This window comes from Curtobacterium sp. MCLR17_039 (assembly GCF_003234745.1).
Classification (GTDB): Bacteria; Actinomycetota; Actinomycetes; order Actinomycetales; family Microbacteriaceae; genus Curtobacterium; species Curtobacterium flaccumfaciens.
The window spans coordinates 77,761-94,909 of record NZ_QKTF01000003.1 but is presented as its reverse complement, the minus strand read 5'-3'; the positions used below and the strand labels follow the sequence as shown (position 1 = coordinate 94,909).

Below are 17,149 nucleotides of genomic sequence, written 5' to 3'. Positions count from 1 at the left end.
GGTGCCGAGACCGATGCTGGGTCCTGCGCCGCGCCTCCAGTGCGCTCCTAACGGATCCCTGACGCCGCCCTGGCGGACGCATGCACGCTCCTAACGCGCGTGACCGAGGTGGCTCAGTCGGCCGCGGTCGCGAGTCGAGTCGACAGGTCACGAACGGCTCGGCGCAGCGCGTCCGGCCCCTCGACCCGGATCGGCACGGCCAGCCCGGCGACGACTCCGGCGAGGCCGTCCCACGACCACGATCCGAGGGTGACGCTGACCCGGTCGTCCTCGAGCTGCTCGACCACGGCGTCCTCGGGCAGGTACGGCGCGATCCGCCGCGCATCGCCCGCCGTCGTGGTCACCGAACCGGTGCACGGCCACACGTCGTCGACCGCGGACCCCTTGAACCGCGCGGACACGAACGCGGCCGCATCGCCACCGGGGATCGGTCGCGGCGTGAAGGGGACGCGGGTGCGCATCCGGGGCGTGATCCGGTCGATGCGGTGCGTGCGCCAGTCGTCGCGGTCGACATCCCGGTCGAGCAGGTACCAACGACCGTTCCGGGCGACGACGGCGTGCGGTTCCACCCGGTGCGGAGTCTCGTCGTCGCCGTACCCGAAGCGGAACACCTCCTGCAGGTGGACGGCCTCGCTCACCGCCACCAGGACCTCCGGGTCGGTGGTGGTCCGGCTCGCCGCGGTCACGGCCTGCATCGCGTCGACCCGGGACCGCAGCCGCGCGGGCATCACCTGCCGAACGGTCGCCAGGGCGCGGGCCGCCGACTCGGCGACGTCCGCCCCCGAGGCCGGCGCCACAGCGAGCGCCAGGGCGATCGCCACCGCCTGGTCGTCGTCGAAGAGCAGCGGGGGCAGGTCGGATCCGGCCTCGAGCCGGTAGCCGCCGGCCGGTCCGCGGAGCGCCTCGACCCGGTACCCGAGCCCGCGGAGCCGATCGACGTCGCGGCGGACGGTGCGGGGACTGACGTCGAGCCGCCCGGCGAGCTCGTCCCCCGGCCAGTCGCGGTGCACCTGGAGCAGGGAGAGCAGCGCGAGCATCCGTGCGGAGGGTCCGGCCATGGCGTCCATCTTCGTCCGAGAAGCGGACACGATCTGACCGCATTGCCCGACATCCTCGTCCCATGAGCATCGAGACGACAACCCACCTCAACTTCGACGGCGACGCCCGCGCGGCGCTCGACTTCTACGCATCGGTCTTCGGCGGCGAGGTCACCGCCGCCACCTACGGCCAGATGGGCGCCCTGGACGACCCGGCCTGGGCGGACCGGATCGTGTTCGGTCAGGTCTCCACGACCGCCGGCTTCCGCGTCATGGCCTTCGACGTCTGGCCCGGGCAGCCCTACGACCAGGGATCGAACGCCTTCTACGTGTTCGTGCACGGCGACGACACCGCCGAGATCCAGCGGTACTGGGCCGCACTGTCCGACGGCGCCGAGATCCGGCAGCCCCTGGAGCCCTCGGCCTGGGCACCGTTGGCCGGGCAGCTGCGCGACCGCTTCGGCGTGGTCTGGCAGCTCGACGTCGCCCCGTCTGGCGACTAGTCGGTCCTCACGGTCGCGGTCAGCGCGTCGGCGTCCACGTCGACACGGTGACCGCGGCCGTCACCGTCGCCGGCTCGAACACGGTGTCCGCCGCGACGTGGTGGTGACTCGGCCCCATGTGCACGACGTCGTGGACGTCCTCCGCCGACAGCTCCATGGTCCACGTCAGGTTATCGGAGGACCGCAGCGCGAACGACGGCGTCAGGGAGTCGTGCAGCCGGCGTTCCTTCTCCGGGTCCACGCTGATCGTCGCCTCGGCGAGCTCCGCCAGGTGGCCGGTCCGCGGGGTCACCACCGCGAGCACGCCGTCGGCGCGCAGGACGCGGGCGTACTCGGTCTGGTTGCGGGGTGCGAAGACGTCGAGCAGGACGGCGGCAGCACCGTCGACGACCGGGAGGCGCTCGGTCACGTCCCCGACGACGGCCCCCGCGCGCTCGTGGGCGCGTGCCGCACGCCGGATCGCGACGGCCGACAGGTCCAACGCGACCCCGAGACGTGGACCCGGCCGACTGCCGGCCGGAGCAGACGCGTCCGGCGCGGCCACGGGCCTCCCGTCCGGAACGTTCGCAGCGTCCAGCGCGTGCGCCAGGTAGGTCCCCGGACCGGAACCGACGTCGAGCACGATGCCGGGCGCGGTGGCGTCCGCGACGATCGCGGCGAGCGCCCGCTCGACGGGCGCGTAGTGCCCACGCCCCAGGAACCGCAGCCGCGCGTCCACCATCTCCGGGGTGTCCGCGGTGAGTGCGCGGCGCTTCGCGGGCAGGAGGGTCAGGTGGCCCTGCTTCGCCTCGTCGAACCGGTGCCCGTTCGGGCAGCCGACCTGGCCGCCGTCGACGCGGCCGAGCGGCTCGGCGCACACGGGGCAGGCGAGCATCGGCAGCAGGTCGTCACGCACCGGCCCAGCGTACGGGCCTCGGTAGCCTGACCGGATGTCGCTGCAGCAGCTCTTCGGCCTCGACGGCCGCACCGCACTCGTGACGGGAGGCAGCTCCGGCATCGGCCGAGCGATCGCCACCGCACTCGCCGACGCGGGTGCCCACGTCCTCGTCGCCGCCCGGACGCCCGCGACCATCGATGCCACCGTCGCCGGCATCCGCCAGGCGGGCCGCTCGGCCGACGGCATCGTCGCGGACCTGTCCTCCCGCGCCGGAGCCCACGCACTCGCGGACTCTGCTGGCGACGTGGACGTCCTGGTGAACTCCGCCGGGATCAACCTGCGGCCACCGATGCCCGAACTCGACGAGGCCACCTGGGACGCCACGATGGCCGTCAACCTCGACGCGCCGTTCGTGCTCGGGCAGCGGCTCGCACCCGGGATGGCGGCCCGTGGGTACGGACGGATCGTGTCGATCAGTTCGCAGCAGGCCCACCGCCCCTTCGCCGCCAGCGGCGCGTACGGGGTCTCCAAGGCCGGCCTGGAGGCACTGGCCCGGTCCCAGGCAGAGGCCTGGTCCGCGCAGGGGGTCACCTCCAACGTCCTCCTCCCCGGTTTCGTGCGCACCCCGCTCAACGAGCGGCTCGGTTCCGACCCGGCGACGGTGGCGGCCCTCGCCGCACGGACGCTGGTCGGCCGCAACGGGCTGGCGTCGGACTTCGCCGCGGCAGCGGTGTTCCTCGCCGGACCCGGGTCGGCCTACGTCACCGGGCAGTCCATCGCGGTGGACGGCGGGTTCTCCGTCCACTGACCTCGAGGTGCGCCGACGGCAGGGTGCTGCGCGGCAGTACGGTCAGGACATGGCAGTCATCGAGCAGGCAACACTCCGCCCCTCCAAGGCCCAGGCGCTCGCCGCCTGGCTCCCTGACCAGGCCTGGAGCGGCGTCGTCGCGGGATCGCCGCTCCAGGTCGTCGGGCAGTTCCGGTTCGACGACCCCGCTGGCCAGGTCGGCATCGAGGTGCTCCTCGTCCGCACCGACGACGGCCGGGTCCTGCAGGCGCCACTGACCTACCGGGATGCACCACTGCCCGGCGCCGACGCGTTCCTGGTCACCGAGATGGACCACTCCGTGCTCGGGCGACGGTGGGTGTACGACGCCGTGGGCGATCCGGTCCATGCCGACGTCCTGCGCCGGGCGATCGTCACCGGTGGGCACGAAGCCTCGCTCGAGTTGGCCAACGGTGCCGGACAGCGGCCGAAAGACGCCTGGGCCCGCGGGAGTGGCTCCGCATCCGACTCCCCCACGATCGCCTCGGTGCGAGCGACCACTGCGGACGCCCTGACGTCGATCGCGACCGACCACGGCACGATCGTCATCGCTCGGGTCGTCGGCACCGCCCTGCCCGAGGGCGAGACGCTGGAAGGGACGTGGGTCGACGGCTCCGGGGTGCTCGCCGCCCTGCTGCCCGAACGCGCCTGAGGTACTGGCAGGGCCTGCCTGCACCGGGGACCGGCTGGCAGGATCGAGGGCGTGAAGACACTGGAGTTGCCACAGACAGACCTCACCGCTTCCGACGTCGTCGTCGGACTGATGCGGATCAACGACATGAGCGACGAGGACATCCGTTCGCTCTACAGCGCCTCGCGCGACGCGGGCGTGAACATGTTCGACCACGCCGCGGTGTACGGCGAATGGCACGGCTGCGAGCAGCGGTTCGGCGCGGCGGTCACGCTGTCGCCCGCGGAACGCGCCGAGATCGTGCTGCAGACCAAGGTCGGCATCCGACCGACGCCGAAGGGCGCCTACTTCGACTTCTCGTACGAGCACATCCTCGAGTCCGTGCACGAGTCGCTCGAGGCGCTGCAGACCGAGTACGTCGACGTCCTGCTGCTGCACCGCCCCGACGCCCTGGTCGAGCCGGAAGAGGTCGCGAAGGCCTTCGACGAGCTGCACGCCGCCGGCAAGGTGCACCACTTCGGCGTCTCGAACCACACCCCCGGCCAGGTCGACCTGCTCAAGAAGCACGTCCGCCAGCCGCTCGCGTTCAACCAGGTGCAGCTCAGCATCACGCACGCCAACGTGATCTCGCAGGGTCTGACAGCGAACATGGGTGGCCTCGAGCAGTCGGTCGATCGCGACAACGACATCCTCAACTACTCGCGCATCAACGACGTCACGCTCCAGGCCTGGTCGCCGTTCCAGAAGGGCTTCTTCGACGGCGTCTTCCTGGGCGACCGTGAGCAGTACGCCGAGCTGAACGACGTGCTCGAGGAGGTCGCAGCGGCGCACGGTGTCACCCCGACCGGCATCGCGGTCGCGTGGATCACCCGCCACCCCGCGCACTTCCAGGTCGTCCTCGGCACGACGAACCCGCAGCGTGTGCGGGACTCGGCCGCCGGCTCGGACGTCGAGCTGTCGCGCGAGGAGTGGTACCGGATCTTCACCGCGGCCGGACACACCGTTCCCTGAGCGGGAACGCCCCGGTCGGGTCGGGCAGGGTGGGGTCGTGCTCCACGACCTCGCCCTGCCCGTCCGCCTGACCACACGCTCCGGCGAGGTGACGCTGCGGAACGCCACGGAAGCGGACCTCGACGCACTCATGACGCTGTTGTCCGACGACCCGATCAGCGCCGCGCGTGGAGACGTCGCCGCACCGGCGGACCGCCCGCAGTACGCCGAGGCACTCCGGTCGATCGTGGACGACCCGGCGAACGCGCTGCTCGTCGCCGAGGACCCCGACGGGCAGCTCGTCGGGACGCTGCAACTCACCCGGATCCCCGGCATGGCTCGTCGTGGTGCCACCCGATTGCTCGTCGAGGCGGTGCGGGTCAGCAGTGCTCTACGCTCCGGCGGCATCGGGAGTGCCCTGATGCGCTGGGTGACCGACGTCGCTGCGCCGGCCCTCGGGACCCCGCTCGTGCAGCTCACGTCCGACGCTGCACGGACGGATGCGCACCGGTTCTACGAGCGCCTCGGCTTCACCGGCTCGCACGTCGGGTTCAAGTACCGGGTCCTCGACCCTTCCGCCATCCTGCCTGATATGTCACACTGAGACCAGTCGCCCCATCGAGGTGGGTGCGGAAGTGATCCCCGGGAGCTCCTGCGGTATAGCGGGGCCCGGGGATTCGCGCGTTCACCGACGGTGTTCGTGGACGCTCAGCACATGGCCCAGCTGCTCGAGGTAGGCCGTTTCCCCTCGCCGAGCCAGCGCGACCACGCCGCACACCGCGTCCGCCGCCCAGAGAAGTGGCTCGCGGCCACCCGGCAGGTGCTCGAACGCCAACCCGTGCACCAACTTGCGTGATCGCAAGGCGTCGAGGTGCGCACGATCGTTCCGGTCCGAGGGCCCGCGAGATTCGAGGACGACTCGATCGACACCGCCCGCGCGGAGTTCCAAGATCAAGTGCTCAAGAGCGAGCCGGCGACGACGCTCGCTCCGGACGGATGGGTCGGTCACGCTCACGACCCCGATGGCTGCGAACGGATGGTCGCACAGCATCCCGACGATCCCGGTGCGGTGCCGGGCGTCGCTCTCGGACCAGTGCAGCTTCCGCGCCGATCGTGGCTTGATGGCGCAGAGCGAGTCCCGGAACCGCTCAGCATCGCTGTCGGCAACTGTGACCGCCCCGAGGATGTACGCGCCGGGGTCACGTTCGTCTCCGGGCTCGGATTCGTCCACGTACGCCGTCGGTACCATTCCGGAATACTACCGGTCGGATGGGACCGCGCGGCCGCTACAGCCGGGGGCGCGCTAGTCGTCGGAGTCGGCGCCAGCAGACCTCGGCGTCGGCACGTTCACGTCGACCGGGGACACCCCGGCGGGATCGGCCGAAGCGCCACCCACGACGTCGAACGAGATCCCCAGCATCGCCGGGTCCTCGTCGAGTTCGAGCCCGTCCTGACGGACCTGGTCCTCCGGGATTGCACGGCCACCGGACGGGTCCCACGAGTTCGCGATCGACATGCGCACGAGCATGCCCGAGCCGCTTGGCAATCGCCCAAGAAACCCCGGAGGAACCCCGGAACGGTCAGAGGTCGTCCGGGTGGAGCCGCTCACCGGCGTGCGGACGCCGGAACACCGGGCCGCCGCCGGCCTCGTCCTCGTCGTGGTGACTGACGGGCGAGACGCTCGGGTCGACGGAGTCGTCGCCGACGTCGGCGCCGCGGTCCTCCTCCATCTCGAGCTCGGACTCGTCACTGCCGTCCACGGGGATGGACCGGCCCTGCTGTTCGGGATCGAACGGTGCGCTCATCGACATGGGGCGAGCATGCTCCCGCTCGGTGAACGCCGGGTCAACGCTGTCCGTCGGCCGCGATGAGTTCGAGCTGCGTCAGCGCCAGGTCGGTGCCGGCGGTGAACGTGAACGACGAACCCCCACCGAGGATCCGGAACACCCGGGTCTGGCCGGCCCACGTGAACTCCGCGCCGTCGACCGCGGAGACGGCGTCGTCGAGGCCGACCTGCCACGAGTAGGACCCCGGCGATGCCACCGTCACGGTGTACAGCGAGGCGGCGGCGCACGCCACGTCGAAGGACACGGACTCCCCCGCCGCGAGCGCCGTGACGGTGCGGCCGGTGTCGTCGGTGAGCGCCGAGACCCCGACGGGCAGGACGTCCACCGGGGCGTCCCGGTAGCCGTGCACGTCGGAGGCCGAGACGGGGCGGGTGTCCGACGCCCATCCCTGCGGTTCGTCGGACAGTGTGAACTCGATCCGCGACGCGGCCACGACCACGCTGTGCGGGATGGTGACCGAGGTCCAGGGCGAGCCGTCGACCGTCACCGACGCCAGGTACGCGCCTGCGGAGCCGGCGGCGATCTCGATGACCGTTCCCGCGCCTCTCCCCACCGGCACGGCCTGCCCGCCGCTGGCGCGTCGGGCAGGAACCGGCGGCGTGGGCCCAGGCTGCCGCAGCACCGTCCTGCGGACCGACGGCGGCACGAGCACGTAGGTGCCGGTCGACGGCGCCAGCGGGTACAGCCCGATGGTCGCGAAGACGTACCAGGCGCTCATCTCACCGTTGTCCTCGTCGCCGGGGTAGCCCTGGCCGAGGTCGGACCCGACGAACAAGCGCTCGAGCGATTCGCGGACGATGCGGTGCGCGTCGTCGTGCCGCCCGGTGAACATCGGGAAGAAGGGGATGTGGTGCGCGGGCTGGTTCGACAGCCCGAGCATGCCCATCCGGACGTCGCGGGCCTCGGTCATCTCGTGGATCGGGAAGCCGTACGAGCCGGAGCGCGCCAGGGCCCCGGTCTCGGGGGTCGCGAAGAACGCGTCGAGAGCGGCGTCGAAGCGCTCGGGCCCGCCGTGCAGGTCGACGACGCCGGCACCGTCGTGCGGCGCCGTGAACGCGGTGCCCCACGCGTTCGTCTCGGTGTAGTCGTCGCCCCAGTCGCGCGGGTCGAACTCGGTGCCGACCCGCCACGAGCCGTCCGGGTCGCGGCCGATGAAGAACCCGCGCTCGGAGTCGAAGACGTGCCGGTACTGCAGCGACCGGCGGGCGAACCACTCGGCCTCGGCCTCGTAGCGGGACAGGTCGGCGGGCGTCCGCGCCCGTGACGCGAGCAGGCCCGCCATGACGGCCAGACCCCAGTCGTTGATGGCCGCGTCCAGGGTCCACGACATCCCCTCGTGGGTCGCCGTGTCGACGTGGCCGCGGAAGGCGCCCGGGAGGCTCCCCTTGCGTCCGACGCGCTCGTCACGCGGCGGGACGGTCGCGTTCCGCACCGCGCTCCGGTACGCCTCGGCGAGGTCGAAGCCACGCACGCCCTTCACGGCCAGGTCGGCGAAGACGGTGTCGCTCGTGGTGCCGGTCATGCAGTCCTCGGCACCGGGGGCACTCCAGCGGGGCGTCCACCCGCCGTCGTGGTGGTGCTCGACGAAGCCCTGCGCGAGGTCGCCCGCGGTCTCGGGCGTCAGGAGTCCGAGGAGCGGCCAGGCCGTGCGGTAGGTGTCCCAGAAGCCGTTCGTGGTGGTGAAGGGGCCCTCGACGATCTCCGGCCCGGGCTCGTCGCGGATCGGGTCCGCCAGCACGTCGCCGTACGGGGAGCGGTGCCGCGGGGTGCCGGTCAGGGCGGTCTCCCCGGCACGGTTCGGGTAGAGGAACAGCCGGTACAGGCCGGAGTACAGGCTCGTCAGCTGGTCGGGGCTCGCGCCGTCGAAGGACAGCGTCGCGAGCTTCTCGGTCCACAGCGCCTCGGCACGGGAGCACATGGCGTCGAACGAGCCGGCGTCGTCGAGGTTTGCGCGGGCGTCCTCGATCGAGACGGTCGAGATGCCGAGCAGGACGTCGACCGGGCCGCCGGTGCCGCCGGGCTCCCCCACGGACAGCCAGCCGCGCAGCTCGTGCTCGCCGATCGTCGTGTGGTCGGCGGTGACCCCGGCGACCCGCAGGTGCACGTGGTGCGGCGGGGTGCCGGGGCGGTCGTCGAGGACGGCCTCGACCACGGCGGTGCCGTCGGTGATCGTCACGGAGACGTCGGACACCCGGCCGTGGTGGTCGAGCACGACGCTGCGGGTGCCGGTGAACCGGAACCCGAGGGCGAACTCCCCCGCGGTCAGCTCGGCCGTCACATCGTGCTCGAGGGCGACCCGGTAGCGGTGCGGCCAGTCCTGCTCGTCCTCGTGGTCGAACCCGAGCGCGCGGGCGGACCGGTCGACGTCGGGGGTGTCGAGTGGCGAGGGCATCACCTGGAACACCCCGCGGTCGCCCATCCACGGCGACGGGATGTGGCTCGTCGCGAAGGCCTGGATCGCCGGGCGGAGCCGCCCCTGGCCGTCGAGCCGGTCGTGCTCCTGGTACGCGTACGGCCAGCGGTTGCTCGAGGCGTCCGTCATCGGCAGGCCGAACACCCCGCCGTGCGGGACACCGACCAGCGGGGCGTTGTTGCCGCGGGAGAACCGGGAGGATGCCTGGGTACCCCGGGTCGTCCGGACGTGGCCGAGCGGGGTCGTCGGGGTCGGACGCGCGGGACCGATCCGGACGGCGTCGAGCCAGCCGCGCAGTGCGGGACGCTCACCGTCGGCGGCCGCAGCCGGTGCGTCGGAGCCGAGCCGGGCCTCCAGGCGGTCGACGACCAGCCCCGCGAACGGCGTGAGGTCGACCGCGCGACGGTTCCACTGGTCCACCCACTGCTTGCGGGCCGCGTCCTGCGCGTCCGGGGTGACCGCGTCGCCGTACTGGTCGCGGACCCCGGCGTGGTCACGCAGCCGCGAGCCGTCGGTGAAGACGACGTCGACGGCGAAGGCCGTGGCGTCCCAGAAGTGCGGCAGGTCTGCTTCCGTCGGTTCCGACGACCCGTCGGGCAGGGTCCGCTCGGGGAACCAGACCCAGGAGAGCTCGTCGCCGGCGGCGATGGTTCGTCCGGTGAAGCCGGGGACGATCGCCTCGGCCACCGACCCACCCGATGGTCGTTCGACGAGCCAGCCCTCCGCGGAACCGAAGCCGACACCGTTCCGAGCGGCCACGGCCGTCGTCGGACCACCGCTCCGTTGCAGTTCTCGCACGGGGCGAGCCTATTTGCTCCAGGGACTGGACGAAAACCCCGGCGTGTCAGTGCCGGTCGTCGGTGTTGGTCGTCAGCCCTTGTTGTGCCCCGGGGCGCTGCCGGACTTGCCGGGAGCGGTGTCCGACGTGGTGTCGACCGCGCCGGTGTCGGCGGCGCCCGTGCCGTCCTGCGGCTCCTGCACGGGGTTCGAGGCCGGGGTGCTCGGTTCCGGGCCGACGGGCGGGTCCTGCGTGGGCTGTTCCGGCTGGGTCGGTTCGCTCGGCTGCTCGCTGGGTTCCTCGGCGGGCTGCGACGGCTGCTGCTCCTGTGAGGGCTGTTGCTCGGCCGGTTCGCTCGGCTGCTGTTCCTCGCCCGGGTCCTCGGACGGCTGCTGCTCGGTCGGCGCGGTCGACGTCGTGTCCGTCGGGGCCGGGGTGCCGTCGTCGTCGCCGTTGAGGGCGAACACCGCGACCCCGATCCCGATGAGCACCAGGACGATCACGATGATCGCGGCGATGAGTGGTCCGCGCTTCTTCTTCTCCGGCTGGTCCTCCGGCTGGTCGCCCCGGACCGGGCGGGGCGTGACCGGTGGCGGGGTCGGCCCGCTCGGGCCCGATGCGCCGCGGTCGGCCGCCTGGGCGCCGAGGACCGTCGTCGAGACGTCGTCGGCGAGGTTCGGGCGCTGGGTGTCGAGGACGCGGGTGGCGTCGTCGCCCGGACGCGCGCCGCCGTTCGGCAGTTCGCTCGCCGGCATCGCCTGCGTCCGGTCGTCGGCGTTCGCCGCCGCGGCGGCACCGGCACCGACCGCGGCACCTGCAGCGCCGGCAGCCGCGGCCGTCACCGCACCGGGCGCGCCGGGCAGCAGCTGCGTCGCGTTCGTCGGCTCGTCGCGGCCCAGCGCACGCAGGCGCTCGGCGGCCTCGGCTGCCGTCGGTCGCTCCGCCGGGTCCTGCGCGGTCATCACGTGCAGCAGGGTGCGCCAGGCCGTGGGCAGCTGCCGGTCGATCTCGGGCGAACGGGTGAGCCGGGCGGTGGCCGACTCGACCGCACTGCCCGGGAACGGCTGACGACCGGTCATGCACTCGAGCAGCACGAGCCCGAGCGAGTAGACGTCGGCCTTGCCGGTGATCTCCTTCGCCAGGACCTGCTCCGGGGCCAGGTACGCGGCCGTCCCCATCACGGTCCCCGTCCCCGTCACCCGTGAGGCGTCGCGGAGCAGGGCGATCCCGAAGTCGGCGAGCTTGACGTGCCGGCCGTCGCTCTCGAGCAGGACGTTCGCGGGCTTCACGTCACGGTGGACGATCCCCTGCGCGTGCACGGCGGCCAGGCCGTCGGCGACCTGCGCACCCAGGCGGGCGGCGGTCGCGGGGTCGAGCGGGCCCTCGCGCAGACGGGTCGCCAGGTCACTGCCCGGCACGAGTTCCATGACGAGGTACGAGTCGCCGTCGACGTCGTCGAGTGCAGCGTCGTAGAGCGTGACGAGCTCGGGGGCCCGCAGCGTCGCGAGGGTCTGGATCTCCGCCTCGGCGCGGGCGCGCTCACCGCGGTCGACGGGGCCGATGCGGAACACCTTGACCGCGACCTCGCGGCCGAGTTGCTCGTCGACCGCCCGGTACACGGACGCCATGCCACCGTGTCCGAGCGTGCCCGTGACGCGGTACCTGCCGCCGAAGACCCGTTCTTCCATGCCCGGCAACCTACCGGTCGCGGCTGACGGCGCTCTGCCGTTCGGGGCGCCGGCGCGGGCCCTGGCGACTTCGTGAGCAGAAGATGTCGGGTGCGGGCGAGCGACCCGACGTCTTCTGCTCACGAAGTGATTCGGTCGACGTCCGGCGCGGGCTCGGCACCGTGGTGGAGCGCCGTCAGGTACAACCGGTGCGCCGTGATCACGAGGGCGAGCCAGGCGAGTCCGAGCGCCCACGCCGCCAGGACGTCGGTCAGCCAGTGGTGCCCGAGGAACACCCGCGACGCCCCGACCGACAGCACGAACAGGGTGCCCACGACGATCGTCCACACCCGGGTGACGACGCGCGACTGCCGCAGGAGCAGCAGGTACACGATGGTGCCCACGATCACCGTGGAGTTGAGCGTGTGCCCCGACGGGAACGACGGCGACGTCTCGTACGGCGGCACCGCGTCGGACAGCGGCGGACGGGCGCGACCGATCAGGTCCTTGCCCGCGATCGTCATGAGCAGCGAACCACCGCTCGCGGCGACCAGGAGCACCAGTGGCGTCAACGCACGGCGCTGGATCGTGAAGCCGACCAGGAACCCGAGCGCGACGATCGGCATCCCGATCGTGCCGGCGATGTCGGTCCACCAGGTGACGAGCGTGTCCGCCGTGGGTGATCGGAGTGTGAGCGCCCAGTCGAGGACGGGTCGGTCGAGCACCGCGACGTCGTCGGCTTCACGGACGGCGTCGTAGACCTCGGAGGCGATCCACGTGGCGAGGACGGCGACGCCCAGGCCGATGGCGAGGGTCAGCAGCAGGACGGGCATGGCGCCGAAGCGCTTGCCGAGCGCGGTCCACGCACCGGCGACGCTGCGGCCGGCACGGGAGCGCCAACGGGTCAGGTCGACTTCGCCGACGGTGCGGTCGGCGGCGTCCCCGTGTTCGGTGTGCATCCGTCCACACTGCCCGAAGCCGCCGGGAGCCGTCCCGGCGGCCTCAGTCCTTCGCCTCCGAGTACGCCCCCACCACCCCGACCGACAGCGGGAACGTCACCGGGAAGTCCTGGAACAACAGCCGTCCGGCATCGACGGCGGCCTCCCGGATCTGCTGCGCCACCCACTCCGCGTGCTCCGCCGGGGCGTGCACCACGATCTCGTCGTGCACGAAGAACACCAGGTGCGGCCCGTCCGTCACGGCTCCGGGGAACCGCGCGAGCAACCGCGACCGCAGGGAACCCATCCATGCGAGTGCCCACTCGGCCGCGGTCCCCTGCACCACGAAGTTCCGGGTGAACCGTCCCCAGCTCCGGGCGCGGGACTCGACGGCACGCTGCATCGCCGGGGTCCCCTCGACCGTGTACGCCTGGTTCCGGGCCTCGAACCACGAGTCGTCGGGCACCGGTGACGTCCGACCGAGCAGCGTCGTCACCGGCTCGCCGCGCTCCCCCGCACGCGCGGCCCGCTCCACCATGTCGAGCGCCTGCGGGAACGCCCGGACCAGGCGTGGCACGAGCCGACCGCCCTCGCCCTGGGTCGCCCCGTACATCGCACCGAGCATCGCCACCTTGGCCTGCTGCCGGGTCTCGACCGCCCCCGACGCCACCACGCCGTCGTACAGGTCGCGCCCGTCGCCGGCCGCGGCCATCGCCCGGTCGCCGGACATCGCGGCGAGCACCCGGGGCTCCAGCTGCGCGGCGTCCGCCACGACGAGCTTCCACCCGGGGTCGGCGATGACCGCGCCGCGGATGCCCTTCGGCAACTGCATCGCTCCCCCGCCGTCGGCCGCCCAGCGCCCGGTGACGACACCACCGACGACGTACTTCGGGTGGAACCGTCCGTCGCGGATCCAGTCGTCGAGCCAGGTCCAGCCGTTGGCGGTGAGCAGTCGCGCCAGGCGCTTGTACTCGAGCAGCGGCTCGATGACGGGGTGCTCGATCTCCTGCAGCTCCCACTTCCGCGTGCTCGTGACCATCAGGCCGGCCCGGCGCAGCGACTTCAGGACGTCGGCGGGCGAGTCCGGGTTGAGCCCGGGGTCGTCGAGGCGCTCGCGCACGACGGCGGCGATCTCCTCGAGGCGTCGCGGTCGAACGCCGTAGGGCACGCGCGGCCCGAGGGCGTCCTCGAGCAGCCGCTCGTGCACGTCGGCACGCCACGGCAGCCCGGCGTGCAGCATCTCGGCCGCCACGAGCGCACCGGCCGACTCCGCGGTGAGCAGCAGGCGGAGCGCACCCGGGGCGCTCGACCCCGCCACCGCGGCGAGCTGTGCCCGGAACTCCGCCACGGGGTCGACCTCGTCGTCGGGCGCAGCGGCGGTGAACAGGGCGTCGTCGAAGAGCTGGGCCTGCGTCGGCCGGACCACGCGGGGTTCCGCGACCGGGGCGTCCAGGGCGTCGGCCGGCCGAGCGGCGAGCGCGGATCCCCGTGCCGCGAGCGCAGCCCGCAGGACACGACGACCGAGGCGCAGGTCGACGCAGCGTCCGACTCGCCCGCCAGCGGCGAGCACGGCCGGGTACCAGCGGGCGGCGTCGTCCCACACCCAGCGCACGCCCGGTGCGTCGTGGGCCGCGACGAAGGCCGGGAGGCCCGGCTCGTCCAGGTGGATCGGCTCACCTCCGGCGGTCCCCGCGTCGGTCAGGGGCGTCGCGAGGACGCCGCCGTCGACGCGGCGGAGGACGAGGTGCACGACACGATCATGCCGTGCCCCACCGACCCCGGCGGACCAGGGCCGGAACGGGTGTCACTCGCCGGGTCGGACCGCCGCGGTGTCGGCGACGTCGATGCGGACGTCGCCGTCCTCGGCACGGGAGACCTCGACCCGCGGGTCGGCGTCGTGCTCATCGGATCCGGACATGCGACGGAACGTGTCCTGTCGGCGTTCCTCGAACGTCATGTCGACGCCGTCGTCGAGGTGGTCGTGGTCGGGCTTCGTCATGCCGTGCACGGTACGCGGCCGCAGCTGCGGACGGTCACGCGACCGGTGCCGTGCCGGTCCGCTCGGTCCAGTGCCCACCGCTCGCCCACCGGTCGAGCACCGCCGCGCGCAACCGACCGGACGGCGCCGCGGACCGTGCGGTGGCCAGCGGCACCCCGAAGACGAACTTCGCGACGCTGGCGTCCCCCTCGGTCGCATCGTGCTCCCCCGGCGGGACGAGACGGAAGCGCCGGGCGAAGCGCACGAGGTTGGCATCGGGGCCGAGCGCGGCCGGCAGGCCCGGATCGAGCATCCAGGAGCGGCACTGCCAACGGTCCGCAGCGAGCTGCGGCGCGAAGCCGCGCAGGACCTCGGGTGCGCGGGCGAACGAGCGGTCGCAGGCCACCGGGTCGAGCGGCCCGGTCTCCGGTATGTGCACACCCCAGGCCGGCGTGCCGTCCGCCAGGTGGTCGCCGAGTTCGAACTGGAGGCGCCCCACGGCCACCACACGCCCGGTCACCACGGCGACGAGCCACTCGACCCCGGTGCCGTGCAGCCCGTAGCGTGCGAGCTTGCGGTCGACGTCGGCGACGGATGCCTCGGCGAGCGCGCGCGGGAGCCCACGCTCCGCGAGGGCATCGGCGGTTTCCGGCACCGCGGCGCGGAGCGCCGCCACCAGCCTCGCGTCCCGCTCCGCGGACCCGACGTCGGCGACGGTGGCGGCCAGTGCGGCCGCCACCGTCGCGGAGTCGTCCGGTGACCCCACGGCGGCGGCGAAGACCGCGACGGACGCGGGACGGGCCTCCCGGCCGGGGGTCACGGTGGTCACTTCAGACCGGACGACGCGAGCCCGTCCATCACCCGACGCTGCAGCACGACGAACATGATGAGCACCGGCGCCATCGCCATCAGGCTGGCGGCCATCAGCACCGGGTAGTCGATCGTGCGGTCGCTCGACAGCGTCGCGAGGCCGGCGGCGAGCGGCATGTCCTCGGCGCGGGTGGAGACCACGAGCGGCCAGAGCAGCTCGTTCCACGACCACAGCACGGTCGTGATCGCGAGCACGCTGATCGAGGGTCGGGCCAGGGGCAGCATGATCCGCCAGAACGTCTGGAACGGGTTCGCACCGTCCATCCGCGCTGCCTCCTCGAGCTCGGGCGGCATGTTCAGGAACGCGGTCCGCATCAGGAACGTGCCGAAGGCGCTGAACAGCCCGGGTGCGACGATCCCCATCAGGGTGTCGAGCCAGCCGAGCCCCTGCACGATCTGGTACTGCGAGATCAGGTAGACCTGCGAGGGCACGAGCAGGATCGACAGCACGATCGCGAGCAGGGCTGCCCGACCGCGGAACCGCATCCGGGCGAAGGCGTACCCGGCGAGCGTGCACAGGACGATCTGCGCGAGCGTGCGGATGATCGTGACGTACACCGACGTGCCGAGCTGGCTGAGGAACGGCAGGCGTTCAAAGACCTGCGCGTAGTTCTGCCACTGCAGCTCCCCCGGCCAGAAGACCGGCGTGACGGACTGCACCTGCGCGTTCGTGGAGAGCGACATGATGATCTGCCACAGGAACGGGAACGCCATCGCGAACCCGCCGATGCCGAGCACGACGTGGATCCACCAGTGGCTGCCGCCGCGTCGGCCGGGCCGACGCGCGGTCCGAGGCGGTGTGACGGTGGCGGTCATCCCTGCACCCACTTCCGTTGGACGCGGAACTGCACGAGCGTGACGATGCCGATGAGCAGGAAGATCACCATCGCGATCGCGGCCGCGAAGCCCTTGTCGTTGTCGATGAACCCGGCACTGTAGAAGTAGAAGACGAGCGACATCGTCTTCGGGATCACCGGGTTGGTGCTGCCGAGGATCGCGTACAGCAGGTCGAACAGCTGGAAGCTCGAGATCGTCGTGACGATCACCACGAAGAAGATGCTCGGGCTGAGCAACGGCACGGTGACCGAGCGGAACTGCCGCCACCGGCTCGCGCCGTCGAGTTCCGCGGCCTCGTAGAGTTCCGGCGGGATGTCCTTGAGCCCGGCGCCGAGGATGATCATCGAGAACCCGAGGGACGACCAGAGGCCGACCAGGCTCACCGCGATCAGCGCGAAGCCGGGGGTCGAGATCCAGTACGGGCCGTCGATGCCGAAGTTCCCGAGGAACCAGTTCACGATGCCGAAGTCGCCGTTGTACATGATGCGCCAGACCAGGGCGATCGCCGCTGGCATGGCCACGTACGGCAGGAAGAAGAGCACCCGGTAGAACTGGGCGAACCGCAGCCCCGGGGTGTTCAGCAGACTGGCGAGCCACACCGCGATCGGGATCCCGGCGAGGACGATCACGGTGTAGATCACCGTGTTGAGCAGTGACTGGTAGAGCTGCGGGTCACCGACGAGTCGGACGTAGTTGGCGACGCCGGTGAACGTGGCGCCCCCGAAGACGCCCCAGCTGGTGAACGAGTACCAGAACGTCTGGATGATCGGCCAGATGTAGAAGGTGCCGACGCCGACGAGCAACGGGAGCACGAAGAGCCACGGCCACCAGCCGTCGGTCCGTCGTGGCGCTCGGCCGCCGTCGGCGCGCGGCGCGGGGGCACCCCGCCCGGACGAACGTGTCGTCCGGGCGGGGGTGGCTGCGGCCGGGGGCCGCTCGGTGTTGATCGTCACGCGC

General features: G+C 72.4%; 18 protein-coding genes. 5 read left to right on the top strand and 13 right to left on the bottom strand.

Annotated features, from left to right (window positions below):
* Positions 1–113: 113 nt before the first annotated feature.
* Positions 114–1,058, bottom strand: coding sequence for a YafY family protein (locus tag DEJ00_RS04280; protein WP_111056536.1), 945 nt, complete (start codon positions 1,056–1,058; stop codon positions 114–116).
* A 62-nt stretch (positions 1,059–1,120) separates the two neighbouring features.
* Here DEJ00_RS04280 and DEJ00_RS04275 point away from each other — a divergent pair, with 62 nt between their 5' ends.
* A complete protein-coding gene (locus DEJ00_RS04275; RefSeq protein ID WP_111056535.1) occupies positions 1,121–1,540 on the top strand; it encodes a VOC family protein in 420 nt (139 codons plus the stop codon).
* Between the two features lie 19 nt (positions 1,541–1,559).
* On the opposite strand, the gene DEJ00_RS04270 is transcribed toward DEJ00_RS04275, so the two are convergent.
* On the bottom strand, positions 1,560–2,435 hold the full coding sequence (locus DEJ00_RS04270; protein WP_111056534.1) for a putative RNA methyltransferase: 876 nt from the start codon (positions 2,433–2,435) through the stop codon (positions 1,560–1,562).
* 34 nt (positions 2,436–2,469) lie between these two features.
* Here DEJ00_RS04270 and DEJ00_RS04265 point away from each other — a divergent pair, with 34 nt between their 5' ends.
* The 4 genes from DEJ00_RS04265 to DEJ00_RS04250 are packed head-to-tail and all read left to right on the top strand — an operon-like array spanning position 2,470 to position 5,468.
* A complete protein-coding gene (locus DEJ00_RS04265; RefSeq protein ID WP_111056533.1) occupies positions 2,470–3,225 on the top strand; it encodes an SDR family NAD(P)-dependent oxidoreductase in 756 nt (251 codons plus the stop codon).
* Between the two features lie 49 nt (positions 3,226–3,274).
* On the top strand, positions 3,275–3,895 hold the full coding sequence (locus tag DEJ00_RS04260; RefSeq protein WP_111056532.1) for a hypothetical protein: 621 nt from the start codon (positions 3,275–3,277) through the stop codon (positions 3,893–3,895).
* 51 nt (positions 3,896–3,946) lie between these two features.
* A complete protein-coding gene (locus DEJ00_RS04255; RefSeq protein ID WP_111056531.1) occupies positions 3,947–4,885 on the top strand; it encodes an aldo/keto reductase family oxidoreductase in 939 nt (312 codons plus the stop codon).
* A 37-nt stretch (positions 4,886–4,922) separates the two neighbouring features.
* Positions 4,923–5,468, top strand: a complete 546-nt coding sequence (locus DEJ00_RS04250; RefSeq protein ID WP_111056530.1) for a GNAT family N-acetyltransferase — start codon at positions 4,923–4,925, stop codon at positions 5,466–5,468.
* 81 nt (positions 5,469–5,549) lie between these two features.
* Here DEJ00_RS04250 and DEJ00_RS04245 read toward each other — a convergent pair whose 3' ends face one another.
* The 11 genes from DEJ00_RS04245 to DEJ00_RS04195 all read right to left on the bottom strand — a co-directional run bounded on the left by DEJ00_RS04245 (position 5,550) and on the right by DEJ00_RS04195 (position 17,145).
* The gene (locus DEJ00_RS04245) at positions 5,550–6,095 is read right to left on the bottom strand and encodes a hypothetical protein (protein ID WP_027466807.1); all 546 of its coding nucleotides are present in this window, start codon (positions 6,093–6,095) and stop codon (positions 5,550–5,552) included.
* Between the two features lie 72 nt (positions 6,096–6,167).
* Positions 6,168–6,380 (bottom strand): hypothetical protein, encoded by a 213-nt coding sequence (locus tag DEJ00_RS04240; protein ID WP_138802103.1) that lies wholly within the window; start codon positions 6,378–6,380, stop codon positions 6,168–6,170.
* A 64-nt stretch (positions 6,381–6,444) separates the two neighbouring features.
* Positions 6,445–6,675, bottom strand: coding sequence for a hypothetical protein (locus DEJ00_RS04235; protein ID WP_111056529.1), 231 nt, complete (start codon positions 6,673–6,675; stop codon positions 6,445–6,447).
* A 34-nt stretch (positions 6,676–6,709) separates the two neighbouring features.
* Positions 6,710–9,922 (bottom strand): GH92 family glycosyl hydrolase, encoded by a 3,213-nt coding sequence (locus DEJ00_RS04230; protein ID WP_258373537.1) that lies wholly within the window; start codon positions 9,920–9,922, stop codon positions 6,710–6,712.
* A gap of 72 nt (positions 9,923–9,994) precedes the next feature.
* Entirely contained in the window at positions 9,995–11,590 is a 1,596-nt protein-coding gene (locus tag DEJ00_RS04225; protein ID WP_111056527.1) for a serine/threonine-protein kinase, read from the bottom strand.
* 119 nt (positions 11,591–11,709) lie between these two features.
* Positions 11,710–12,528 (bottom strand): phosphatase PAP2 family protein, encoded by an 819-nt coding sequence (locus DEJ00_RS04220; RefSeq protein ID WP_111056526.1) that lies wholly within the window; start codon positions 12,526–12,528, stop codon positions 11,710–11,712.
* 43 nt (positions 12,529–12,571) lie between these two features.
* Entirely contained in the window at positions 12,572–14,257 is a 1,686-nt protein-coding gene (locus DEJ00_RS04215) for a bifunctional 3'-5' exonuclease/DNA polymerase (RefSeq protein WP_111056525.1), read from the bottom strand.
* 54 nt (positions 14,258–14,311) lie between these two features.
* Positions 14,312–14,506, bottom strand: coding sequence for a hypothetical protein (locus tag DEJ00_RS04210; protein WP_017887924.1), 195 nt, complete (start codon positions 14,504–14,506; stop codon positions 14,312–14,314).
* Positions 14,507–14,540: 34 nt separating this feature from the next.
* Positions 14,541–15,314 (bottom strand): hypothetical protein, encoded by a 774-nt coding sequence (locus DEJ00_RS04205; RefSeq protein WP_111056524.1) that lies wholly within the window; start codon positions 15,312–15,314, stop codon positions 14,541–14,543.
* Positions 15,311–16,171, bottom strand: a complete 861-nt coding sequence (locus DEJ00_RS04200; protein WP_071245605.1) for a carbohydrate ABC transporter permease — start codon at positions 16,169–16,171, stop codon at positions 15,311–15,313. Before DEJ00_RS04200 ends, DEJ00_RS04205 begins: the two co-directional genes overlap by 4 nt.
* The gene (locus tag DEJ00_RS04195) at positions 16,168–17,145 is read right to left on the bottom strand and encodes a carbohydrate ABC transporter permease (RefSeq protein WP_111056523.1); all 978 of its coding nucleotides are present in this window, start codon (positions 17,143–17,145) and stop codon (positions 16,168–16,170) included. Before DEJ00_RS04195 ends, DEJ00_RS04200 begins: the two co-directional genes overlap by 4 nt.
* Positions 17,146–17,149: the final 4 nt, after the last annotated feature.